This is a genomic window from Amycolatopsis sp. cmx-4-61 (genome assembly GCF_046548775.1).
GTDB lineage: Bacteria > Actinomycetota > Actinomycetes > Mycobacteriales > Pseudonocardiaceae > Amycolatopsis.
In genome coordinates this window covers 734,559-757,639 of the sequence record NZ_JAEBEI010000002.1, presented here as the reverse complement: position 1 = coordinate 757,639, position 23,081 = coordinate 734,559, and the positions used below count along the sequence as shown (strand labels likewise).

Here is a 23,081-nt window from a genome sequence, read left to right as displayed (position 1 = left end):
ATGACCGTGCCAGCGCAGCTCATCGCGCGCAGCAACGCGCTGGGGGCCGACCCGCGCAACACCAACTACGCCGGCGGCAACACCTCCGCCAAGGGTGCGGTGACCGACCCGGTGACCGGCGCGCCCACCGACGTGCTGTGGGTCAAGGGTTCCGGCGGCGACCTCGGCACGCTGACCGAGGCCGGGCTGGCGGTGCTGCGGCTGGACCGGCTGCGCGCCCTGGTGGACGTGTACCCGGGGGTCGAGCGCGAGGACGAGATGGTCGCCGCGTTCGACTACTGCCTGCACGGCCGCGGCGGGGCGGCGCCGTCGATCGACACCGCCATGCACGGTCTCGTGGAGGCGCCGCACGTCGACCACCTGCACCCGGATTCGGGCATCGCGCTGGCCACCGCGGCCGACGGCCCGGCGCTGACCAAGGAATGCTTCGGCGACCGCGTCGCGTGGGTGGACTGGCGGCGGCCCGGGTTCCAGCTCGGCCTGGACATCGCCGCGGTGAAGGCCGCGAACCCGCAGGCCATCGGCGTCATCCTCGGCGGGCACGGCATCACCGCCTGGGGCGCCACCTCCGAGGAGTGTGAGCGGAACTCCCTGGAGATCATCCGCACGGCGGAGGAATTCCTCGCCGCCCGCGGTGCTCCGGAGCCGTTCGGCCCGGTCGTTCCCGGTTTCGAGGCCCTTCCGGAAGCCGAGCGGCACGCGCGGGCGGCCGCGCTGGCGCCGGTCATCCGCGGGCTCGCCTCGACCGACCAGCGCGTCATCGGCCACTACACCGACAGCGACGTCGTCCTCGAATTCCTCTCCCGGGAAAAGCTCGCGCCGCTGGCCGCGCTGGGCACGTCGTGTCCGGACCACTTCCTGCGCACCAAGGTCCGCCCCCTGGTGGTGGACCTGACCGCGACCACGCCGCTGGAAGAGGTCGTCGCGCGGCTGAAGGAGCTGCACGCGGAGTACCGCGACGCCTACCGCGCCTACTACAAGCGGCACGCCGACGCCGATTCGCCCGCGATGCGAGGCGCCGACCCGGCCATCGTGCTGGTTCCCGGTGTCGGCATGTTCTCGTTCGGCAAGGACGAGCAGACCGCGCGGGTGGCGGGGGAGTTCTACGTCAACGCCATCAACGTCATGCGCGGCGCCGAGGCGGTGTCGACCTACTCGCCGATTCCGGAGAGCGAGAAGTTCCGGATCGAGTACTGGGTGCTCGAAGAGGCGAAGCTGCAGCGGATGCCGAAGCCCAAGCCCCTCGCCGGGCGGATCGCCCTCGTCACCGGGGCGGGTTCGGGCATCGGCAAGGCCATCGCCCGGCGGCTCGCGGCCGAGGGCGCGTGCGTGACGATCGCCGATCTGAACGGCGACGCGGCCGCGGAGGTCGCGGCGGAGATCGGCGGCACGGCCGTCACCGCCGATGTCACCGACGCCGACGCCGTCCAGGCGGCGGTCGACGCCACCGTGCTCGCCTACGGCGGCATCGACCTGGTCGTCAACAACGCCGGTCTGTCGATCTCGAAGCCGTTGCTGGAGACCACCGAACGCGACTGGGACCTTCAGCACGACGTGATGGCGAAGGGCTCGTTCCTGGTGTCCCGGGCGGCGGCGAAGGCCATGGTGGCGCAGGGAGTCGGCGGCGACATCGTCTACATCTCGTCGAAGAACTCGGTGTTCGCGGGCCCGAACAACGTCGCCTACGGCGCCGCGAAGGCCGACCAGGCCCACCAGGTCCGGCTGCTGGCGGCCGAACTCGGCGGGCACGGCATCCGCGTCAACGGCGTCAACCCCGACGGCGTCGTCCAGGGCTCCGGCATCTTCGCCGGCGGCTGGGGTGCCCAGCGGGCCGCGGTGTACGGCGTCGAGGAGTCGAAACTCGGCGAGTTCTACGCCCAGCGGACCATCCTCAAGCGCGAAGTGCTGCCCGAGCACGTGGCCGCCGCGGTGTTCGCCCTCACCGGCGGCGAGCTCACCCACACCACCGGCCTGCACGTGCCGGTGGACGCCGGGGTGGCCGCCGCGTTCCTGCGTTAGGAGAAGCCATGACGCTCGACCGGATCACCCCGCGCCGCACCCGCGTCGGCCTCGTCTCCGGCGGGCTCGGCGCGTACTGGCCGCAGTTCCCGGCGTTGCTGCCCCAGCTGGCGGCCTCCGCGCGGCGCGTCGCCTCGCGACTGTCCGAACTGGACTGCGAGGTGATCGACGCCGGGTTCGTCTCGGACGCCCACGAGGGCGCGGCCGCGGCGGAGAAGCTGCGCGTGGCCGGGTGCGACCTGATCGTCGGCTTCCTCACGACGTACCTGACGTCGAGCATGCTGGCCCCGGTCGCGCAGCGCTCGGGCGCGCCGGTGCTGCTGCTCAACCTGCAGCCCACCGAGGCGATGGACCACGAATCCTTCGACACCGGCGCCTGGCTGGCCTACTGCGGCGCCTGCCCGCTGCCGGAGATGGCCCACAGTTTCCGCCGCCTCGGCGTCGAGTTCCGCTCGGTGTCCGGGTACCTCGAGGACCCGCGGGCGTGGGCGCGGATCGAGCGGTGGATCAAGGCGGCCGGGGTGCGGGCGGCGCTGCGGCACGGCCGGCACGGTCTCCTCGGGCACCTCTACCCGGGCATGATGGACGTCTCCACCGACCCGACACTGGTCTCGGCCCAGCTGGGCGGGCACGTCGAGATCCTGGAGGTCGACGACCTGCGGGTCCGGGTGGAGAAGGTGACCGACGACGAAACCGCCGCCCGGGTCGCGCTGGCCCGCGATGTGTTCACTGTGGACGAGTCCGTGGTGGACGAAGACTTCGCTTGGGGCGCGCGGGTTTCGGTGGCCCTCGACCGGCTGGTCGACGACTTCGCGCTCGACTCGCTGGCCTACTACCACCGCGGCCTCGACGGCGAGACGCACGAACGCGTCGGCGCCGGGTTCATCCTCGGCGCGTCCCTGCTCACCGCCCGCGGCATCCCCGCGGTCGGCGAGTACGAGCTGCGGACGTCGCTGGCCATGCTGGTCATGGACCGCCTCGGCGCGGGTGGCTCGTTCACCGAGCTGCAGGCGCTGAACTTCCGCGACCGGGTGGTCGAGATGGGCCACGACGGCCCGGCGCACCTCGGCATCAGCGCCCGCAAGCCGTTGCTGCGCGGCCTCGGCGTCTACCACGGCAAGCGCGGTTGGGGCGTGTCGGTCGAGTTCGACGTCAAGCACGGCCCGGTGACGCTGTGCGGGCTCGGCCAGCGCCGCGACGGGACGTTCACGCTCATCGCGGCAGAAGGCACGGTCGTGCCCGGGCCGCTGCTGCGGATCGGCAACACGACCTCCCGCGTCGACTTCGGCTGCGACCCGGGCGAGTGGACCGACGCCTGGTCGGCCAGCGGCATCGCCCACCACTGGGCCCTGGGCACCGGCCACCGCGTCGCCGAGCTGACGGCGGTGGCGGACCTGCTCGGCCTGGAGCTGACGGCGGTGCGCCCGTGAAACGAGTCGCGGCCGTCGACCTCGGCGCGTCCAGCGGCCGGGTGATGGCCGGGACCGTCGGCTCGTCGGTGCTGGCGGTTGCGGAGGTACGGCGGTTCGCCAACGGCGGGGTGCAGGCGGGGCCGGTGCTGTGCTGGGACATCCTGGGCCTCTACCGCGAAACCCTGGCCGGGATCCGCGAAGCCGGCCGGCTCGACGGCGTCGGCATCGACTCCTGGGCCGTCGACTACGGGCTCCTGGACGACCGCGGCGCGCTGCTCGGCAACCCGGTCCACTACCGCGACCCGCGCACGGACGGGGTACCTGCGTCGGTGACCGCGGTCGTCTCCGCGCGGGAACTCTACGACGTGACCGGCTTGCAGCAGCTGCCGTTCAACACGCTCTACCAGCTGCTCTCGGAAGGCGACCGCCTCCGGTCGGCGTCGACGATGCTGCTCATCCCGGACCTGCTGAACTACTGGCTGACGGGCGCGATCGGCGCCGAGCGGACGAACGCGTCGACCACCCAGCTGTACGACGTCCGGGCCCGGACGTGGGCGGCCGCGCTGGCGTCGAAGGTCGGTATCCCGCCCCGGCTGCTGCCGCCGCTGCGCGACCCCGGGACGGTGGTGGGCACCGCCGGCGAGCTCGGCGGCGTCCCGGTGGTGGCGGTGGGCTCGCACGACACGGCGTCGGCGGTGGTCGCGGTCCCGGCGTCGCCCGGCACGAACTTCGCCTACATCTCGTCGGGCACGTGGTCACTGGCCGGTCTGGAGCTGCCCGCGCCGGAACTGAGCGACGCGGCGCTGGCGGCGAACTTCACGAACGAGGGCGGCGTCGACGGGACCATCCGGTTCCTGCGCAACGTGATGGGCCTGTGGGTGCTGTCGGAGACGCTGCGGACGTGGTCGTGCCCGGAGGAACTCCCGGCGCTGCTGAAGGCGGCGGCCGCGGAACCGGCGCTGGCGGCGGTGGTGGACATCGACGCCCCGGCGTTCCTGCCCCCGGGGGACATGCCGTCCCGCATCGAGGCGGCCTGCCGGGCGGGCGGGCGGCGTCCCCCGTCCGGCCGGGCGGCGGTGGTCCGCTGCATCGTGGACAGCCTGGCGCTGGCCCACCGCCGCACGATCCACGAGGCCGCCCGCCTGACCGGCCGCCCGGTCGACGTGATCCACCTGGTGGGCGGCGGCGCCCGCAACGAACTGCTCTGCCAGTCGACGGCGGACGCGTGCGGGGTCCCGGTCCTGGCGGGCCCGGTCGAAGCGGCGGCGCTGGGCAACGTGCTGGTCCAGGCCCGCGCCTTGGGCGAGGACCTGCCGGACCTGGCCGCGATGCGGGCGCTGGTGCGCGAGACGCAGGGGATCCGCCGTTACGAGCCGTCGGGCCGCGCGGACTGGGCCACCGCGGAGGCTGAGCTGCGCGGCTGAAGTGGGAGAGCGCTCTCACAGCGTGCTAGAAAGGACTGGTGACGACGCAGCCGCCCACCCTGGAGGACGTCGCGCGGGTCGCCGGCGTCTCGCGCGCCACGGTGTCCCGCGTGGTGAACAGCGTGCGCAACGTCGACCCGAAGCTGCGTGAGACGGTCGAACGCGCGATCGCCGACACGGGGTACGTCCCGAACCGGGCGGCCCGCTCGCTCGTCACCCGGCGGACCGGCGGGATCGCGCTGGTCGTGTCCGAACCCCAGCGGCACGTCGAGGCGTTCACCGGTGGCGTGTTCGGCGACCCGTTCTTCGGCCGGGTCGTCGAAGGGGTGGTCGCGCACCTGCGGCCGCAGGGGCTGCACCCGCTGCTGATGCTCGTCGACAGCGACGAAGAGCGCGAAAAGCTGGTGCCGAAGCTGCGCCAGGAGCAGGTGAGCGGGGTGCTGCTGATCTCGCTGCACCCGGCGGAGGACCCGCTGCCGCGGATGTTGACGGGCGCGGGCGTCCCCACCGCGCTGTTCGCGCGGCCGGGCCGCCCGGCGCCGGTGTGCTACGTCGACGTCGCCCACCAGGACGGCGCCCGGCTGGCGGCGGAACGGCTCGTCGCGCGCGGGTGCCACCGGGTGGCCACCATCGCGGGCCCGGCGGGCACCCCGGCGGGGCAGGACAGGCTGGCCGGTTTTCGCGACGCGATGGCCCGCCACGGCCACGCGTACGTCGCGGTCGCCGAGGGCGACTTCACCGAACACGGCGGGGAGCGGGCCATGGCGCTCCTGCTCGCCGAGGAACCGGAGCTGGACGGGCTCTTCGTGGCCAACGACCTGATGGCGTACGGCGCGCTGACCGTGTTGCGCGAAGCGGGCCGCCGCGTCCCGGACGACGTGGCGGTGATCGGCTTCGACGACAGCCGGGTCGCGCTCAGCTGCCGGCCCCGCCTGACGACGGTCCGCCAGCCGGTCGAGGAGATGGGCGCGGCGATGGCCCGCATGGTGCTCGCCCGCATGGCCGACCCGGGCCTGCGCGCGGAGTCGGTCATCTTCGACCCGGAACTCGTGGTCCGCGACTCGGCCTGAGCCGGACCGGCCGCTGATCTGTCCGGGACAAGTTCCGCGCAGTGGTCTGGACATCGGCCGAGGCGTTGTGCTCAGATTTCCAACGTTGTAACGCCGCCGAGTCCCCTTCACCGGAACGGAGTTCCGCCGTGCGGAGCAGAACAGCGAGAACCATCCGGCGGGTCTGCGCGCTCGCCGCCGCCGGGAGCGCCGTCGCGGCGGTGACCGTCGCGACGCCCGCCGTGGCCACGCCGGTCCGCCAGACCGTCACCGCCGGCAACGCCCGCTTCCAGGTGCTGTCGCCGACCCTGATCCGGACCGAGTACGCCGGCGACGGCCGGTTCACCGACGCCGCCACCTTCAACGCCGTGGGCCGGGGCGCCTTCACGCCGACCGCCTACACCAGCACGGTCTCCGGCGGCGTCCTCACGATCAAGACGAGCGCGACCACCCTGACCTACCGGCTGAACTCCGGCCCCTTCGACGGCGGCAACCTCGAGATCCGCACGAACGCCGGAGCGACCCCGGTGCTCGCGGCCCCCTGGCACCACCTCACCTGCGCCGTCGCCGCGCGGTGCGAGGCCGAAGACCTCACCAGCGACGGGCTTGGCGTCGCGACCGACCACTCCGGCTACACCGGCGAAGGCTTCCTGGCCGGGTTCGAGAGCACCGGCAACTCGGTGACGCTGGACGTCCTCGCGCCGGCCGCGGGGACGTACTCGCTGACCGCCCGCTACGCCAACGGCCAAGGCGGCGACGGCCAGCACGTCACCCGCACCCTCAGCGTCTCCGTCGACGGCGGCGCGGCGCAGAAGCTCACCCTGCCCGCGACGGCCGACTGGAACGACTGGGCGCTGGCCTCGGTCCCGGTCACCCTCGGCGCCGGCCACCACAGCGTCCGCCTCGAACGGGCCGCCGGCGACTCCGGCAACGTCAACCTCGACGGCCTGGCCGTCCTGACCCCCGGCGCGGCCTTCCCGCCGGCGTCGGCCCGCGCGTTCAGCGGCTGCCCGGCCGGGGTGAGCTGCGAGGCCGAAGCCGGTCTGCGCTCGGGGTCCGCGGTCGTGGCGACCGACCACACCGGGTACGCCGGACGCGGGTTCGTCGCCGAGCTCAACCGCGGCTCGACGCTGACCCACCGCGTCTCGGACGTCCCGGCCGACGGCACCTACCTGCTGCACGTCCGCTACGCCAACGGCACCGGCGGCGACGGGAGGCACGAGACGCGGACCGCGTCCGTCGCCGCGAACGGCGTCACCCGCACCCTGAGCCTGCCGGCCACCGACGGCTGGGACGCGTGGCAGAGCGCGTCCGTGCCGGTGGACCTGAAGGCGGGCACGAACGACGTCGTCCTCGGCTGCCCCGAGGACACCAGCTGCCACGTCAACATCGACACCGTCGCGGTCACGCCGTCCGGCGGCACGGCCCCGCCGCCGCACCTCGCGCTCGGCGGCTACCGGCGCGGCCTCGACGGCGTCAACGGCGACAACGGCGCGCCGTCGACCACCGAAGGGCTGCTGCACTCCGACGGCTGGTACCTGCTCGACGACACCCCCTCCGCGCTGTACGACACGCAGGCCCGCGCGGTGACGCAGCGGCCGTCCCACGGCGGGAGCCCCTACCAGGACGGCTACCTCTTCGCGTTCGGCCACGACTACAAGGGCGGGCTGCGCGACCTGGCCACCCTGACCGGGCCGCCGCAGCTGCTGCCGCGCTGGGCCTACGGCGTCTGGTACTCCGAGTACATCGACCGCACCGCGGCCGACTACCGCGACAAGATCCTGCCGCGGTTCCGCAGCGAAGGCGTCCCGCTGGACGTCCTGGTGACCGACACCGACTTCAAGGCGCCGGACACGTGGAACGGCTGGCAGTTCGACACCACGAAGTTCCCCGACCCGGCCGGCTTCTTCGCCTGGTCGAAGGCCCAGGGGCTGCACAACAACCTGAACATCCACCCCAGCATCATGGGCTCGGACCCGCAGTTCGCCCGCGCGCAGGCGACGGCGAAGGGCAAGCTGGTCAAGTCCGGCTGCGGGACCGACTGCTACGTCTTCGACTGGGGTGACCCGGACCAGCTGAAGGCCTACCTCGACCTGCACGCCGGGATGATGCAGCAGGGCAACGACTTCTGGTGGCTCGACTGGTGCTGCGACGCCTCGCGCTCGAGCCTGCCCGGCGTCACGCCGGACGCCTGGATCAACCAGCAGTACGCCGACCTCGCGGCCCCCGCGACCGGCCGCGGGTTCGTCATCTCGCGGGCGTACGGCTCGCTGCAGGCGGGCGGCTACGGCGGCCCGACCGGGCTGGCGACCGGGCCGTGGGCGGACAAGCGCAGCACGTTGCACTTCACCGGCGACACGTCCTCGACGTGGGGCACGCTGCGGATGGAGGTCGGCATCACCCCGGCGGAGTCGGCGGCAACGGGCATGTCGGCGATCAGCCACGACATCGGCGGCCACAACGACACGACGGGCCTGCGGGGGAGCGAGACCTACACCTCCGGCGGCCAGCAGCGGCAGACGGCCAAGCTGCCGGACGACCTGTACGCGCGGTGGGTGCAGCTGGGCACGTTCCAGCCGATCGACCGCCTGCACAGCAACCACAGCGACCGGCTGCCCTGGCAGTACGGCGACGCGGCGAAGGCGTCGGCGACGAAGTTCCTGAACCTGCGGGAAAACCTCGTTCCCTACACCTACACGCTGGCGCAGGAAGCGGCGACGACGGGGGTGCCGGTGGTGCGCCCGACGTACCTGGAGTACCCCGAGGAGCCGGGCGCGTACGCGGCGGCCCAGAGCGAGTACTTCTACGGGCCGGACATGCTGGTGGCGCCGGTGACATCCGCGGGCACGTCGGCGACGACGTCGGTCTGGTTCCCGCCGGGGCAGTGGACGGACTACTTCTCCGGCAAGACCTACGCGGGCGGCACGACGCAGCAGGTGACGTCCGACCTCGGGACGATGCCGGTCTTCCTGCGGGCGGGCGGCATCACGGCCACCCGGACGGCGGACGTGCCCAACGACGTCCAGAACCCGCTGGACCGGGTGACGCTGACGGTGGCGCCGGGTGGCTCGGGGACGTTCTCGCTGTATGAGGACAACGGTGTTTCGTCGGCGCGGTCGACGTCGACGAAGATCACCTACCGCGAGCAGTTCGGGGCGCACACGGTGACCGTGGCGCCGTCGCCGTTCCGGGCGGCCCCCCGGGAGTGGACGGTGAAGTTCCTCGGCGTGCCGGCGGCCCCGAGCCGGGTCAAGGTGGGCAGCGGCTGGGCGCCGTCGACGGCGTGGAAGTGGGACGCGGCGACGAACACGCTGACGGTGACGGCACCGGCCCACCCGGGGCGGGGGCCGGTGACGGTCTCGTACTGAAACCTCCGGCGGGCGGAGCCGGAAATGCCGTGAAGGCCGCCCCGGGGAAGCCACTTTCCCCGGGACGGCCTTCACGCCGTCTGCGCGAGTGCCTCGGCTTCCTGCGTCGCTTCGGTTCCGATCTCCCGCGACAGCGCGCGGGTCTCCGCATCCGCGCCGGAAGCCTGTTCGCCCCGGGCCAGCACGACCAGTTGCCCGGCGTGCGCCCGCAGCAGCGCCACGAGCCGCCGGTCGAATTCGGCACCGTGGTCGGTGCGCAACGCGACCAGGTCGGCCGGGGTGACCATGCCCGGCATACGGTGTCCACTGTGGACGTCGCTCGCCGGCAGCCCGGCCCGGTCGCGGGCGGCCCGCAGCCGGGTCAGCACCTTTTCGTTCGAGCTCGCGAAGGCGGCGGCGGCCGAGCGGACCCGGGCGCTCGCCGAGTGGTCCGGGGCCAGCCGGGCCGCCGCCAGCGCGTTCTCCGTCATCGGCACCACCAGTTGCAGCCACGCCACGTCCGTCGGGTTGAAGGCCGTCGTGGCGGCGGGGCCGGTGGGGCCGGGGGCGGCAGAGCCGGTGGTGGCAGGGCCGGTGGTGGCAGGGCCGGTGGTGGCGGGGCCGGTGGCGGCGCATCCGCCCATGACCAGCGCCACCACCGCCGCCCCCAGCACCTGCCGTCTCACGGACGGCCGGGCAGCCGGTAGTTCGGGCCGAGCACGCTGCCGCGGTCCGGCTTGTACAGGTCGAACCCGCGCGGGTCGCACTGCAGGCCGCCGTTGATGCAGTGCTTCACCAGCGCCGCCAGGGTTTCCGGGTCCCACGCGTTGAAGAAGTCGTAGTGCCAGGAATACCCGCGCCCGCTGGCCAGGTGCACGCCGGACATGTCGCCGCTCACCGGGAACGCCATCTTGAACTCGAGCATCGGCACGGCGACCGGGTGGTCGGCCGGGCACGTCAGCGTCGCCCGGTCGGGATACGCCATGTGACTCTTGTGGTCGGCCGAATCCAGGTGGACGCCGTCCCAGCAGCTCGGCGCCTGGTAGCGGATGTTGAGCTGGCTGCCGGCCACGCAGTTCACCGGGATGTCCCAGTTGTGGAAACTGTCCCCGCACTCCCAGCCCTCGATCGCGCCGGGCGCGTGCTGGAACTCGTCCTGCGTCGCCGTGACACTCCCGGCGACGTACCGCAGGCCGGGCGGGAACGGGACGACCTTCGGGTAGTCGAGGATGCCGGACTTGTAGTAGACGACCTGCGCGAAGTTCGGCAGCACCACCTGGTTTCCGTTGTACACGGTCGGGAACCAGTACGCGGACAGGTCGTCCGGGGCCAGGCAGGTCGTGTTGCCGACCCCGGCGCCCTGCAGGGACTGCAGGGTCGTGGCCGCGTTCGTCGTCTTGTTGCCGAGGAACGTGTGGTCGTGGGACGCGCCGGGCAGCCCGGGGAAAACGATCGGGTCGTCCGGCTGGTGGTGGCTCGGGGAGCAGTTGACCTGGAACTCGTGGTGGGTCACCAGGTCGTCGGCTCCGGCGGGCGACCAGGTGGCCGCGGTCAGGAAGGCGCCTGCCAGCACGGTGGCGGCGGTGCAGGCGAGGAGCGCGGCTTTCGTTGCCAAGGGTCCTCCACGGTGAGGGTGCCAATGGGAGAGCGCTCTCCCACAGCATGCGCAGCTTGCCGCCGCGCTGTCAAGGAGCACCGTCCGGGCACCGGACAGTCCTTGTCGGGTTCGTGGGCGATCCTTGACAACGAGGGCGCGGGTGCCGAACCATCGGTCGCGCTGGAGAGCGCTCTCCAATCGCCGTTCCCCTGTCGTACGGGAGTCATCGTGGACCGACCGTCGCTCCTCCGTGCCGTTCCGGCGCTGGTGGCCCTGCTCGTGCTGGGCCTGCTCGCCGGCCCGTCCCCGGCGCACGCCGCCACGCTGCTTTCCCAAGGCAGACCCGCGACCGCGTCGAGCAGCGAAGGCGCGGGCACGCCGGCGTCGGCGGCCGTCGACGGCGACTCCGGCACCCGCTGGGCGAGTGCCTGGAGTGATCCGCAGTGGCTTCAGGTCGACCTCGGTGCGTCCGCCGACATCACCCAGGTCACCTTGAACTGGGAAGCCGCCTACGCGACTGCATACGAAATCCAGGTCTCGGACAACGCCACCACTTGGCAGACTGTATACAGCACGTCGACGGCGGTCGGGGGGATCCAGAACCTCGCCGTGACCGCCCACGGCCGGTACGTCCGCCTCTACGGCACCCACCGCGTCGGCGGCTACGGCTATTCGCTGTGGGAGTTCCAGGTCAGCGGCACCCCCGGCACGCCGGCCCAGGACGGCCCGGGCGTCACCCGGGTGACCGGCACGCAGGGGAACTGGCAGCTCACCGTCGACGGGATACCGTGGACCGTCAAGGGCCTCACCTGGGGCCCGCCGGTCGGGGAAGCGGCCGCGCGGATGCCGGAACTGCACGCGATCGGCGTCAACACCGTCCGCACCTGGGGCACCGACGGCACCACCCAGCCGCTGCTCGACGCGGCCGCGGCCAACGGGATCAAGGTCATCAGCGGCTTCTGGCTGCAACCCGGCGGCGGCCCGGGCAGCGGCGGGTGCGTCGACTACACGACGGACGCGAACTACAAGAACACGATGCTCGCCGAGATCCAGAAGTGGGTGACGGCCTACAGAACGCACCGCGGGGTGCTCATGTGGAACGTCGGCAACGAGTCGATCCTCGGCATGCAGAACTGCTACTCCGGTACTCAGCTGGAGCAGGAGCGCATCGCCTACACCCGGTTCGTCGACCAGGCCGCGCAGGCGATCCACGCCATCGATCCCGGCCACCCGGTCACCTCGACCGACGCCTGGACCGGCGCCTGGCCGTACTACAAGGCTTACGCACCGAACCTCGACCTCTACTCGGTCAACTCCTACGCCCACGTCTGCCAGGTGAAGCAGGACTGGCTCGCGGGCGGCTACACGAAGCCGTACGTCATCACCGAAACCGGCCCGGCCGGCGAATGGGAGGTGCCGAACGACGTCAACGGCGTACCCGCCGAACCGACCGACCAGCAGAAGCGCGACGGGTACGTCAACGCCTGGAACTGCGTGCTGGCCCACCCCGGCGTGGCGCTCGGCGCCACGCTCTTCCACTACGGCACCGAAGGCGACTTCGGCGGCGTCTGGTTCAACATCACCACGGGCGGGGAGAAGCGGCTCTCGTGGTACGCGGTCCGCAAGCTCTACAGTGGACAGACGGGCGGGAACACGCCGCCGGTGATCGCGTCGATGGACCTCAGCCGCGTCACCGACGTCCCGGCGGGCGGCACCTTCACGGTGACGGCCGGAGTGTCCGATCCGGACGGTGACCCGATCACCTATACCATGGGCTACAACAGCAAGTACATCAACAATGCGGCCGGCCTGATCCCGGCTCAGTTCACCGGCAGCGGAACCTTCACCGTCACCGCGCCGCAGCAGCTGGGCGTCTGGAAGCTCTACCTCTACGCCCGCGACGGCCACGGGAACGTCGGGATCGAGACGCGCTCGCTGCGCGTGGTCGCCCCGCCGGTACCGGGCACGAACCTCGCACGCGGCGCCGCGACGACGGCGTCGACGTACCAGGCCGACGGTCCCGGCGCGCCCTACCCACCGCAGGCGGCCACCGACGGCAACGGCGCGACGCGGTGGGCGAGCGCGTGGGCGGACCCGCAGTGGCTGCAGGTGGACCTGGGCCGCAGCCAGGCGTTCGACCACGTCCAGCTGGTGTGGGAGTCCGCGTTCGGGAAGGCCTACGAAATACAGGTCAGCGACGACGCGGCGAACTGGCACACGGTATACACGACGACGTCGGGCGACGGCGGCGCCGACGACCTCGCGGTTTCGGCCACGGGGCGGTACGTGCGCGTGTACGGCACCCAGCGCGGCACGGGCTACGGCTATTCGCTGTACGAGTTCGGCGTGTACCGCTCATGAGTGTGGTGGCCCCGCCGGCGCGGAGGGGCCACCACGAGGTCAGCCCTCGGCGAGGCAGAAGAGGTGTCCTTCGGGGTCCTGCAGGACGACCCAGTCGCCTCCCCCGGGCTGGAAATCCGGCTTGGTGGCACCGAGCGTCACGAACTCCTCGACGGCGGCGGCGAGGTCGCCGACGCGGAAGTCGAGGTGGGCGTGCTTGGCGGCGTCCGGCCAGCCGGGGCCGCGGTAGCCCGCGACGCGCTGGAAGCCGAGGCCGACCGGGCCGCCCCCGAGCTGGACGGTGTCTTCGTCTTCGTAGGTGACTTCCCGGCCGAGTGCCTTCGCGTAGAAGGCGGCGAGCGCGGCCGGGTCGGCGGAGTCGAGGACGACGGTGGTGAGTTCTGCGGGCACGGATGGCTCCTTTCGTCGTGCGGCAGCCTGCCCGCCTTCGCCGGGTGCGGTCTTGAAGATCCTTGCGGGCCGGAAACTGTCGTACCCCCGGCGTAGCGTCGGATCTCGTGCGTGAAGCAGTGGAGGTCGTGGCTCGCCCGGAGTACGCGGTGAGCGTGGTCCGGTGCACCGACGACCACACCGGCTGGTCGCCGGCGGAGGTGCCGTCCGGCCACCGGATGGTGCTCGTGCGCCGGGGCCGGTTCCGCCGGCGCGTCCGGGGTGAGGTCGCCGACGCGAACCCGACGGCGGCGTACCTCGCCGAGCCGGGGGAGGAAGAGTGTTTCGCGCATCCGGCGGGCGGAGACGTCTGCACGTCGGTGGAGTTCGGCGCGCCGTTGTGGCGCCGGCTCACGGCCGACCGGCCGACGCGGACGACGGTGTACGTAGACGGCGCACTCGAGCTGGCGCACCGGCGCGTGGTCGCGTCGGCGCCGGATCCGGACTACGCGCTGGCGGAGCAGTTGCTGGTGCTGGTGTCGGCCGCGGTCACCCGGCCGGTGCGGATGCGGGCGCGCGACGACCGCGCGCTGGTGGCCCGGGCCCGCGAGGCGGTGGTGGCGGACGACCCGGCGGCGGCGGGGCTGTTCGGCCTGGCGGAATCGCTGGGGGTGTCGCCGTACCGGTTGAGCCGCGCGTTCCCGAGGGAGGTCGGTGTGTCGCTGACGCGCTACCGCAACCGGGTCCGCGTCAGCCGAGCCCTCGAGCGCCTGGAGGCGGGCGAGCGAGACCTGGCCCGCTTGGCGGCGGACCTCGGCTTCGCCGACCAGGCTCACCTGACGCGCGTGGTGCGCGAGCACGCCGGGGTGCCGCCGGGGGTGGTGCGCAGGTTCTTCATCCGGTGAGCGGGCCGGGAGGGGAGTGGGCGGTGCGTGAGCCAGCCGGCTGATCGCCCGGAGCGGCCGCGGGCAGCAGGCGGGCCGCCGGGCGAGGCGAAGGGCGTCGGGCGAGGCGAAGGGCGTCGGGCGAGGCGAGGGGCGGCGGGCGAGGTGAAGGGCGTCGGGCGAGGTGAAGGCCGCGCGGCGAGGGCCGCCGGACGACGCGAGGGGCGGCGGGCGACGCGAGGGCGGCGGGCGAGGTGAGGGCGGCGGGCGAGGCGATGGCCGCCGGGTGAGGCGAGGGGCGGCGCATGCGAGAGCGGCGGGGAGCGGCGTCGGTACGGATCGGCGGATGATTCCGGTCGCGGGTCGACCGTCGGCGCCGAGGCCTGCGGGCGCTGCTGGCCCGGCGGATGCCGGGCGTTCGCCGTGCGTGCGTCGCGCGCGGAAACCGTTGCTGTCGCGGAAAAGCCGGGCGGGGCGGCGCGGCGGGAGGGTGGGGCGCGTGGCCACCCCCAGCGGCCACGTGAGTTCACCCGCGGCCGCTGCGCCACCCCGGGCCGGTGTCACGTTTCCGAAACACCGGACAGGCGTATCGTAGTCTTTCCGGCACAGGGTGTGTCAAGTTTTCGGAACAGCTACCCTGACCGCTGTCACGTTTCATGGCTGGAGGTGTGTGTGGTGAGCGAAGAGCGCAGTTTCGCCGAACGGCTGGCGCACCTGATCGCGACCGTGCACCCGCCGGACCGCAAGCCGTACTCCTACCGCGAGATCGCGCACGGCGTGGCCGAACACACCGGGGTGACGATGTCGGCCACCCACGTGCAGCAGCTCGCCGTCGGCGCGCGCAAGGACCCGAAGCGGTCGCACATCCAGGCGCTCGCCCAGTTCTTCGGCGTTCCGGTCACCTACTTCTTCGACGACGAGGTCGCCGGCCAGGTCGATCGGCAGGTCGAAGACGTGGTCGCGTGGCGGGACAGTGAGGCGCGCAGCCTGGCGCAGCGGGCGATGCGGCTCTCGCCGCGCGACCGCGAAACCGTCACGGCGCTGCTGGACCAGCTCAGCAGTTACGACGACGCCCGCCACCGGGCGGGCCGGCGGCGGAAACCGGAGTGACCGCCGGCGGCTCGGCTACGATGACCTGGTCCGTGATCGCGCCCCGGTGCACCCGGCTGGCGCCCGGTGAGCGGGGAGGACCCATCGACGAGCGCGGCCTGCCGGCCCTCCGCGACTCCGCGCGCGAGCGCGTGCGCACGGTGCTCGCCGCCGTCCCGCTGCCGCGGCCGTGGTCGATGAACGCCTGGGTGGACGGCGCCTCGAAGCCTGGCGCGGGCGCGAGATCGACCTCGTGCCGATCGCGTACCGGCCCGGTCAGCCGTCCGGCGCGTGGCAGGCCCGCCCGGACTACGACCTGATCGCCTACACCGAGCACACGTCGGCGCTGCACCAGGACCACATCATCGCGCACGAGCTGGCCCACATGCTGTGCGCGCACACCGGCACCTGCCTGATGTCCGACGCCGAGGCCGCCGAGCTCGCCCCGGACCTGGCGCCGCGGACGTTGTCGCACCTGCTGACCCGGGTCACGACGGACACCGACGAGTACGAGGCGGAACTGATCGCCGTCCTGCTGATGAGCGCGGCGACGAGCGAGCCGCCCGCCGTTCAGCCGGGCGCGTCCGGCCGTGCGGCGGATCAGGCTAGGCGGCTGGCGGCACTCCTGGGATAGTCGCGTTCCGTGATCGACATACTTTTCGTCGGGGTCGGCCTCTTCGCCCTGTTCGCCGGGGTCTGGCGGGCGGTCCGCGCGCGCCGCACCGGCGCGGGCGCGGGCCTGGCGGTCTCCCTCATCGCGCTCGGCGCGGCGTTCTGCTTCCTGGCCAACCGGGCGCAGCAGTTCGAGAGCGAGCTCTACCCGAGTCTCGGCCGGTTGCTGTCGAACCTGGCGACGATGGTCGCGGCGTACGGCATCGGCCTGACGGTCGCGGAGATCAGCGGCACCCGCGACCGCGGCCGCCGCACCCGGCTGGTCGCGCTCGCCGTGGCGCTGGCGATCCTGGTGGTGACGTTCTTCAGCACCTCGGGGCTGCCCCGCGGGGTCGGCGTGTTCGACGAGCTGTATCGCACCCACCCGACGCTCGTGATCTATGTGTTCACGTATACGGTCTACCTCGGTTTCGCGGTCCTGGACATCGGGATCGTGGCGGCGGTGACGATCCGCGCGAGCGGCGGCGCGTTGCGCGCGGGACTGGCGCTGTTGCTGCTGGCGTCGGCGTTCGCCCTCGCCTATCTGGCGGGGAAGGTCGTCGGCACGCTCCACGCGCTGCAGGCCGACCACCCGGTGAAGACGTTGTGCCGCGGGCCGTTCTCGACGGTGCCGTGCGCCCTCGACGTCGGTTTCCCCGCGGTGTCGGTGCTGCTGATCGTGGTGGGCCTGACGATCCCGGCGGTCCCGGGCTTGGTGGCGTCCCGCCGCGACGCCCGGACGCTCCGCTTGCTACGGCCCCTGCGCGCCGACCTGACGCGGCGATTCCCGGAGATCGCCCGCATCGACGCGGCGGGTTCGTCCCCCCGCGAGCGCCTCCTGACGGCCATGAGCGAGACCAACGACGGGCTGATCCTCGCGGGCGTGACGCCGGACCTGGCGCCCCCGGCGGCGGCGAGAGTGGTCCGCGACCTCCCGGACGAGCCGGCCGAGACGGAAGGACCTACCGCGGAACCGCCTACCGCGGAACCGCCTACCGCGGAACCGCCTACCGCGGAACCGCCTGTCGCGGCGCAATCGCCTGCCGCGGAACGACCTGCCGCGGGACCGTCCGCCGCGGCGGCGGAACCGTTCGCCGCCGATGTGGCCCGGCTGCGCGCGATCGCCCGCGCCTACCAGAACCTGAAGGGCGCCACGGCGGCCCAGGCCACCGGCCCCTGAGCAACGGTTGAGTCCCTCCATACCTGCAGTCGCACCAAAGGTGTAGTCACTACAGAAGTTGAGTGAGGTCAGAGCTTAACTCGCGCCAGCCCGGTAGCCACTCCGAAGGCGTATCGGCACCTAAGGCGTATCGACTCCGAAGGTTCAGCGACTACACAACTGCATCCGCTCCACCGACCGCTCACCCGCCGAACGGTGCCTCCGACCGCAGTTCCCAGCCGTGGTCGGTGAGCGCCACCAACTGCAGCCCCGTCGCGCGGTCGGTCAGCGGCACCAGCGGCCGCACCTCCCGGGCCACGCGCTCGAGCGTGTCTTCCGTCCCGCCCATCGCGACCGTCAGGTGCGCGACCGGCCGCGGCCCGAACCGCCCCCCGTATGGCAGAACATCCGGCCACCGCGCACAGACCGCGTCGGCCACCGGCTGCAGGGCCGGAGCCGCGAGCGCCACGAAACCGGGCGTCACCACCAGCTCCGCCAGCCGAACCTCCGGGGCCGGAAAACCGGCCGCCAAAACCCGGACCTCCGCCAGGACCTCGTCGGTCAGCGAGCCGTCCGGCAGGAAGGGGTACAACGCCGTCACGTGAGCGGGCAAGCCGGGACGGACGAGAGCGGGATCGACCCGCCGCGCCGCGGCCAGCACCGGCTCGGCGGCGGGCAACAGGATCACCAGCGCGGTGGTTCCGGGTGAGGGCACCCCCGCATCATGGCAGTCAGGCGGCGGCGGCGGTCTCCGGGAACCGCCCCGAGCGGGCCAGTGCCAGGCTCCGCCGGCACAGCTCCACCAGCTCGAGGTTGGCCCGGCTCCGGGGGATCGCCCCGCACAGGCCGCACCGGATGGTCACCTCGCCGGCCAGCTCGTCCACCGCCACCAGCGCCTGGTGGTCGCAGCGGCGGCACCACCGGTACCCGATCGCCGGGTTCGTGTGCACCGGCGAGGCGACGCAGTCGTGCAGCCAGCGGCGGTGCGTCCGGCAGGTGACGCGGTCGGTCGCGTCCAGGTCGCCAGCGTCCTCGACGCGGTCTTCGCGCGCCAAGGTCGCCGCCAGCAACGGCTGCCGTGGTGCCGCGGGTCGGTCGTGCGGGCTCGGCGCGGCCCACGCGTGGTGGTCGCCGCATCGGCACTTCTCGGTCATGTCGCCCCCGGTGGTCGGGCTGTTCGTTGCCCCGAGTGTGAGCGGGGCGACAGAGCGGCGACAACCGGAAAAACGCGCACTTTCGACCGGCGGCGGGTCACCCGCGGCGGGCGGGCGGGCGGACTTCGGCGCCCCGGTATGCGAACATATGTTCTATGACCGATGAGGGGCCAATCCTGCACGCCGACCTCGATTCGTTCTACGCCTCGGTCGAGCAGCGCGACGATCCGGCGCTCAAGGGGCGGCCGGTGATCGTTGGCGGCGGGGTCGTGCTCGCGGCGAGTTACGAGGCCAAGGCCCACGGCGTGCGCACGGCGATGGGCGGCGCGCAGGCCCGGCGCCTGTGCCCGGACGCGGTCGTCGTGCGGCCGCGGATGTCGGCGTACCTGGCCGCCAGCCGGGCGGTCTTCGAGGTCTTCCACGACACGACACCGTGGGTGGAAGGCATCTCGATCGACGAAGCGTTCTTGGACGTCGGCGGGCTGGCCAGGATCGGCGGGCGGCCGAGCCGGATCGCCGAACGGCTGCGCGCGGCGGTCGCCGAGCGCGCCGGGCTGCCGATCACCGTCGGGGTGGCGCGCACGAAGTTCCTCGCGAAGGTCGCCAGCCGCGTCGCCAAGCCCGACGGCCTGCTCGTCGTCCCGCACGACGGCGAGCTCGAGTTCCTGCACCCGCTGCCGGTTTCGGCGCTCTGGGGCGTCGGCAAGGTCACCGCCGAAAAGCTGCGGGCGCGCGGGATCACCACCGTGGGCCAGCTGGCCGCGTCCGAGCACGTCGACCTCGTCGGCCTGCTCGGCCGCGGCGCCGGGACGCACCTGCACGACCTGGCGCACAACGAGGACCCCCGCCGCGTCGAGGTCGGGCGGCGGCGGCGCTCGATCGGGGCCCAGCGGGCCCTCGGGCGCGGCAGGCGGACGCCGGCCGAACTCGACGTCGTGCTGGTGGCGCTGATCGACCGGATCGCCCGCCGGTTGCGGGCCGCCCGCCGCGTTTGCCGGACCGTGACGATCCGCCTCCGCTTCGCCGATTTCTCGCGGGCCACCCGCTCGCACACGCTGACCGATCCGACCGCCGGCACCGGCGTGCTGCTCGCCGCGGCGCGGGAACTGCTCGTCGCCGCGCTGCCGCTGATCGCCGACCGCGGCATCACCCTGCTGGGCGCGGCGCTGTCCAACCTGGCGGACGACAACCCCTTCCAGCCGGCCCTGCCGTTCGAGCCCCAGCGGGCGTCCGAGCTCGACACCGCGCTGGACGCCGTGCGGGACCGGTTCGGGAAGGCCGCGGTCACCCGGGCGGTGCTGCTCGGCCGTCCGGACGACCTCGAAATGCCGATGCTGCCCGACTGACGATCAGCCGGGCCGGTGCGCAAGGCGTGCGTGCGCCAGCGCCGAAAGCGCGGCGGGCCACAGTGCGTCGGTGCGTTGTCGGCGTTCCGCGGCGATGCGTGTCGCTGCCCGGCCTGTTCGACGACCTCGAAACCCGCGTCGCGCAGGAGCGCGGAAAGCGCGGCGGGGGAGAGGAACGTGTGCCACGGCTCACCCTTCCCGGCGACGGCCGGCCCGACGGCTTCGGCGTAGGCGGTGCCGGCCGCGTCCCGCAGTTTCCGGGGCAGCAGGTGACCGGCGACGATTTCCGATGCCGACGCGAATCCGCCCAGATCCCGCAATGTCACGGCAATCGCCACCCGGGTCAGGCGCATCGTGACACCGAGCCAGCTCACGAACACGGGGCGAACCGGGTCCAGTCCACTTTGGACGGCCGGTCGGCTTCGAAGCCGACCGGCACGAAGGTGACCGAAGCCGGTTCGGCGACGCCCGCGGCGGCCGGCAGTTCCCGTTTGACCCCTGGGTCGCCGGGTGGTCGACCTCGAACACGCGGAATCGTCCGGGCGGGGTCCGATACGCGAACGAATCCAGGTCGGCACCCGGAATCGGATACTGGTCTATACCGGAATTGCGGCGAAGCAGGCGAGCTTCGGTGAACCGGCTCCGGTACACCGCTTCGGCCCGGGCACCGGCCAGCACGGGGTGCCCGCCGTGGAGCCGGTGGTACGCCACCAGTTCCACGGCGCGATCGCCGAGCAAGCACGCGGCAGGGTGCCGGAGAAGATGGCCGGCTCCGCGTCGACCAGCAAATCTGCCGCTCGTGCGGCGGCAGCCGTGAAGGCCGTGTGGCTGACGCCGGGAGCTTTAGCGGAAAAACCGGTGCGGTTCATGGCGCCACGGTACCGATTCGATTTCGAGCATATCACAAAATTGAATCCGCGCCGAGGCGACGAGCATTTCGGCTCGGTTGCGGTCACCCTGGAGTCGGGCGAGCCGCTCGCCCGAGCGGCCATTGTGGACGCTTCCGGGTGTCGCGCGTGCCGGGCATGATTCGACAGGTTAGGGTCTGTCCGACCGTGTTCTGGAGAAGATGAGGAACGACGAATCATGGCGCAACGGGTACAGGTCCAGATGGTGGACGACCTCGACGGCAGCGAGGCTTCGCAGACCGTCCCCTTCAGCCTCGACGGGGTGACGTACGAGATCGACCTGTCCGAGGAGAACGCCTCCGCGCTGCGGGACGAACTGGCGCGCTACGTCGCCGCCGCGCGGCGCATCGGCGGCCGCAAGGTCCGCCTCGCGACCGGCCAGTCGCTGTCCGGCCCGTCCGGCTCCGGCACCGACCGCGAGCGCAACCGGCAGATCCGCGAATGGGCGCAGGCGCACGGCTACGAGGTCGCCGAGCGTGGTCGTCTGTCCAGTGAGATCATCGCCGGCTTCGAAGCCGACCAGGCCGCGGCGGCCGAACCGGCCGACGCCAAGCCGGCGCGCAAGCGAGCGACCCGCAAGAAGTCTTGAAAGCTGTGCCGCTGCCGGCGGAGCCACGGCTTCGCCGGCCGGCCGCTTGAACGTGCCCAGGTGGCTTTCGGTGTTCCTCCGGTGTCCCACCGTCACGCCTGGCGGTTCGAAGTGGACAGCCGTGGCGGTCTCGGTGCCGCCGAACGCGCAGCGGCCATCGCGTGGGCGGCAAAAGCTTGTCCGGGGACGGCTGCGATGGCCAGACTGTCAGTGCTTCGCGCGGCCGGTACCGCGGCGGAGCACCGGTCCGGTGGCCGCCTCCTCCCTCGATGGCCACCGGGCCGCCTCCTCCCGCCCTGAGAAGTCGCTCGATCGGCCATCCGGGGTTCGGTCCGACCATCCTGTAGACAATCGACACGCTAGGGCGCACACTCGGCCTACTCCATACTGCATACAATCTTCAGTTTGCCGGAGGCGGTCGCGATGGCGGAGGTGCGCGAGCTCCAGGACGTGTACGGACGGCGGTACCGCGTCGGGGAGTCCGATCGGGAGCTGCTCGGCCGGTCGCGGACGTGGATCACCGGGCTCGCCGCGGCGGCGATGCTCGCGGCCGGAGTGCAGCAGTACGGCTTCGGCGCCATCGCGGCGTCGCTGAGCCGCACGCCCGGCTGGACGTTCGGCGGGATCGTCCTCTCCCTGGCCGTGTGGGCGATCTGCCAGGCCGGGGCGGCGTTCCCGGTGGCGTGGCTGCGTGACCGCGGCCTGCTCCCCGCCCCGGTGGCCATGGCCGCCGGCGCCGTCCTGTGCGCCGCCGGGCTCGTGACGCTCGGCCACGCGACCAGCCTCCTGACGGTGTTCTTCGGGTACTCCGTCCTCGGCGGCCTGGGCACCGGCCTGGTGTACGCCACCTGCATCGGCGCGGTGCTCGCCTGGTTCCCGGACCGCACCGGGTCCCGCGCCGGCATCGTGAGCGGCGCGTTCGCCGCCGGGAGCGTTCCGTTCGTCGTGCTCGCCACCGTCGTGCCGGCCGCGCGGCCGGTGCTCCTCGACGTGACCGCCGCGGTGGTGCTCGCCGTCATCGCCGGGTGCGCGGCGCTGCTGCGCTACCCGCCGCGGAACTGGTGGCCCGCCACGCCCGAACCCCGAGCCTGGGCGCTCGACCGCGCGCACAACCGGCGTCCGGCGGTCCGCCACTACCGCCCGGCGGAACTGTTCCGCTGCGGCACCACGCTTTCGTTGTACCTCGTGGTCGTGCCAGCTGCCGCCGTGCTGCTGTTCGACCTGGCCTACCTGGCGACGTTCACCGCCGCGCGCAGCGGTCCCGGGCTCGCCGCGGCCGCGCTGGCGTCGCTCGCGGCCGCGACCGGCAGCGGCCGCGTCCTCATCGGACGGTTCGCCGGCCGTCTCGGCCGGCCTCGGATCCTGCGCTGCGCCCTGCTCGCGGGCGGTGTCGCGCAGTTCGTGCTCTTCTTCTCCGGGGAACACCGGCACGCCGTCGGCCTGCTGCTGGGCGTTGCGCTGGCCGGGCTCGGCAACGGGTGCTGCTACACGCTGCTCGTCGGCTTGGTGCGCGAGTATTTCGGCGAGGAGTCGCCGGCGCAGAACTTCGGGATCCTCTACAGCGCCAAAGCCGTCGGCGCGGTGGTCGGAACCGGGCTTGCCGCGCTCGCCATGACGGGGCCGGGGTTCGTCGCGGCGGGGTTGCTGAGCTTGGCGGCGGCCGCGCTGTCCGGGCGGCTGGCCCAGCCCGGCCGGCCCGGATCACTGCTGCCGGTGGCGTGAC

At 72.8% G+C, this 23,081-nt stretch carries 20 protein-coding genes; 14 read left to right on the top strand and 6 right to left on the bottom strand.

Translation table 11 applies throughout. The features are described 5' to 3' along the window. The 5 genes from ACLJOU_RS11965 (at window position 1) to ACLJOU_RS11945 (ending at window position 9,272) form a co-directional block, all read left to right on the top strand. Window positions 1–2,019 carry a bifunctional aldolase/short-chain dehydrogenase gene (locus tag ACLJOU_RS11965; RefSeq protein ID WP_410566514.1) on the top strand — a complete coding sequence of 673 codons (2,019 nt, stop codon included), beginning with the start codon at window positions 1–3 and terminating at the stop codon, window positions 2,017–2,019. Between the two features lie 8 nt (window positions 2,020–2,027). Further along, the gene (locus ACLJOU_RS11960) at window positions 2,028–3,449 is read left to right on the top strand and encodes an arabinose isomerase (protein ID WP_410566512.1); all 1,422 of its coding nucleotides are present in this window, start codon (window positions 2,028–2,030) and stop codon (window positions 3,447–3,449) included. Window positions 3,450–3,493: 44 nt separating this feature from the next. Continuing rightward, complete coding sequence (locus ACLJOU_RS11955; protein WP_410566714.1) at window positions 3,494–4,855, top strand: rhamnulokinase; 1,362 nt, start codon at window positions 3,494–3,496, stop codon at window positions 4,853–4,855. Between the two features lie 38 nt (window positions 4,856–4,893). Beyond that, window positions 4,894–5,925 carry a LacI family DNA-binding transcriptional regulator gene (locus tag ACLJOU_RS11950; RefSeq protein ID WP_410566511.1) on the top strand — a complete coding sequence of 344 codons (1,032 nt, stop codon included), beginning with the start codon at window positions 4,894–4,896 and terminating at the stop codon, window positions 5,923–5,925. 128 nt (window positions 5,926–6,053) lie between these two features. After that, window positions 6,054–9,272, top strand: coding sequence for a TIM-barrel domain-containing protein (locus tag ACLJOU_RS11945; RefSeq protein ID WP_410566509.1), 3,219 nt, complete (start codon window positions 6,054–6,056; stop codon window positions 9,270–9,272). A gap of 71 nt (window positions 9,273–9,343) precedes the next feature. On the opposite strand, the gene ACLJOU_RS11940 is transcribed toward ACLJOU_RS11945, so the two are convergent. Continuing rightward, complete coding sequence (locus ACLJOU_RS11940; RefSeq protein ID WP_410566507.1) at window positions 9,344–9,937, bottom strand: DUF305 domain-containing protein; 594 nt, start codon at window positions 9,935–9,937, stop codon at window positions 9,344–9,346. Further along, window positions 9,934–10,866 (bottom strand): DUF1996 domain-containing protein, encoded by a 933-nt coding sequence (locus ACLJOU_RS11935; protein ID WP_410566505.1) that lies wholly within the window; start codon window positions 10,864–10,866, stop codon window positions 9,934–9,936. The genes ACLJOU_RS11940 and ACLJOU_RS11935 overlap by 4 nt, the downstream gene beginning before the upstream one ends. A gap of 210 nt (window positions 10,867–11,076) precedes the next feature. On the opposite strand from ACLJOU_RS11935, the gene ACLJOU_RS11930 reads away from it, so the two are divergent. Next, the gene (locus ACLJOU_RS11930; RefSeq protein ID WP_410566503.1) at window positions 11,077–13,209 is read left to right on the top strand and encodes a discoidin domain-containing protein; all 2,133 of its coding nucleotides are present in this window, start codon (window positions 11,077–11,079) and stop codon (window positions 13,207–13,209) included. 39 nt (window positions 13,210–13,248) lie between these two features. Here the strand turns inward: ACLJOU_RS11930 and ACLJOU_RS11925 are convergent, their stop codons facing one another. Beyond that, the gene (locus ACLJOU_RS11925) at window positions 13,249–13,599 is read right to left on the bottom strand and encodes a VOC family protein (RefSeq protein ID WP_410566500.1); all 351 of its coding nucleotides are present in this window, start codon (window positions 13,597–13,599) and stop codon (window positions 13,249–13,251) included. 107 nt (window positions 13,600–13,706) lie between these two features. Here ACLJOU_RS11925 and ACLJOU_RS11920 point away from each other — a divergent pair, with 107 nt between their 5' ends. The 4 genes from ACLJOU_RS11920 to ACLJOU_RS11905 all read left to right on the top strand — a co-directional run bounded on the left by ACLJOU_RS11920 (window position 13,707) and on the right by ACLJOU_RS11905 (window position 17,382). After that, on the top strand, window positions 13,707–14,483 hold the full coding sequence (locus ACLJOU_RS11920) for a helix-turn-helix domain-containing protein (protein WP_410566497.1): 777 nt from the start codon (window positions 13,707–13,709) through the stop codon (window positions 14,481–14,483). 654 nt (window positions 14,484–15,137) lie between these two features. Further along, window positions 15,138–15,572: an XRE family transcriptional regulator gene (locus tag ACLJOU_RS11915; RefSeq protein ID WP_410566494.1), complete on the top strand. Its 435-nt coding sequence runs from the start codon at window positions 15,138–15,140 to the stop codon at window positions 15,570–15,572. A 169-nt stretch (window positions 15,573–15,741) separates the two neighbouring features. Beyond that, window positions 15,742–16,185, top strand: coding sequence for a hypothetical protein (locus ACLJOU_RS11910; RefSeq protein WP_410566492.1), 444 nt, complete (start codon window positions 15,742–15,744; stop codon window positions 16,183–16,185). Window positions 16,186–16,194: 9 nt separating this feature from the next. Then, the gene (locus ACLJOU_RS11905) at window positions 16,195–17,382 is read left to right on the top strand and encodes an MAB_1171c family putative transporter (RefSeq protein WP_410566489.1); all 1,188 of its coding nucleotides are present in this window, start codon (window positions 16,195–16,197) and stop codon (window positions 17,380–17,382) included. 181 nt (window positions 17,383–17,563) lie between these two features. On the opposite strand, the gene ACLJOU_RS11900 is transcribed toward ACLJOU_RS11905, so the two are convergent. Further along, a complete protein-coding gene (locus ACLJOU_RS11900; protein ID WP_410566486.1) occupies window positions 17,564–18,076 on the bottom strand; it encodes a 2'-5' RNA ligase family protein in 513 nt (170 codons plus the stop codon). Window positions 18,077–18,092: 16 nt separating this feature from the next. Next, entirely contained in the window at window positions 18,093–18,515 is a 423-nt protein-coding gene (locus tag ACLJOU_RS11895) for a hypothetical protein (protein WP_410566483.1), read from the bottom strand. 155 nt (window positions 18,516–18,670) lie between these two features. On the opposite strand from ACLJOU_RS11895, the gene dinB reads away from it, so the two are divergent. Next, window positions 18,671–19,861, top strand: coding sequence for a DNA polymerase IV (gene dinB / locus ACLJOU_RS11890; RefSeq protein ID WP_410566480.1), 1,191 nt, complete (start codon window positions 18,671–18,673; stop codon window positions 19,859–19,861). A gap of 189 nt (window positions 19,862–20,050) precedes the next feature. Here the strand turns inward: dinB and ACLJOU_RS11885 are convergent, their stop codons facing one another. Further along, entirely contained in the window at window positions 20,051–20,482 is a 432-nt protein-coding gene (locus ACLJOU_RS11885) for a class I SAM-dependent methyltransferase (RefSeq protein WP_410566712.1), read from the bottom strand. Here ACLJOU_RS11885 and ACLJOU_RS11880 point away from each other — a divergent pair. The 3 genes from ACLJOU_RS11880 (at window position 20,372) to ACLJOU_RS11870 (ending at window position 23,080) form a co-directional block, all read left to right on the top strand. Continuing rightward, window positions 20,372–20,890, top strand: a complete 519-nt coding sequence (locus ACLJOU_RS11880) for a hypothetical protein (protein ID WP_410566721.1) — start codon at window positions 20,372–20,374, stop codon at window positions 20,888–20,890. The genes ACLJOU_RS11885 and ACLJOU_RS11880 overlap by 111 nt on opposite strands. A gap of 57 nt (window positions 20,891–20,947) precedes the next feature. Beyond that, window positions 20,948–21,358 carry a histone-like nucleoid-structuring protein Lsr2 gene (locus ACLJOU_RS11875; RefSeq protein ID WP_410566477.1) on the top strand — a complete coding sequence of 137 codons (411 nt, stop codon included), beginning with the start codon at window positions 20,948–20,950 and terminating at the stop codon, window positions 21,356–21,358. A 405-nt stretch (window positions 21,359–21,763) separates the two neighbouring features. Continuing rightward, complete coding sequence (locus ACLJOU_RS11870) at window positions 21,764–23,080, top strand: OFA family MFS transporter (protein ID WP_410566474.1); 1,317 nt, start codon at window positions 21,764–21,766, stop codon at window positions 23,078–23,080. The last annotated feature ends 1 nt before the right edge of the window (window position 23,081 follow it).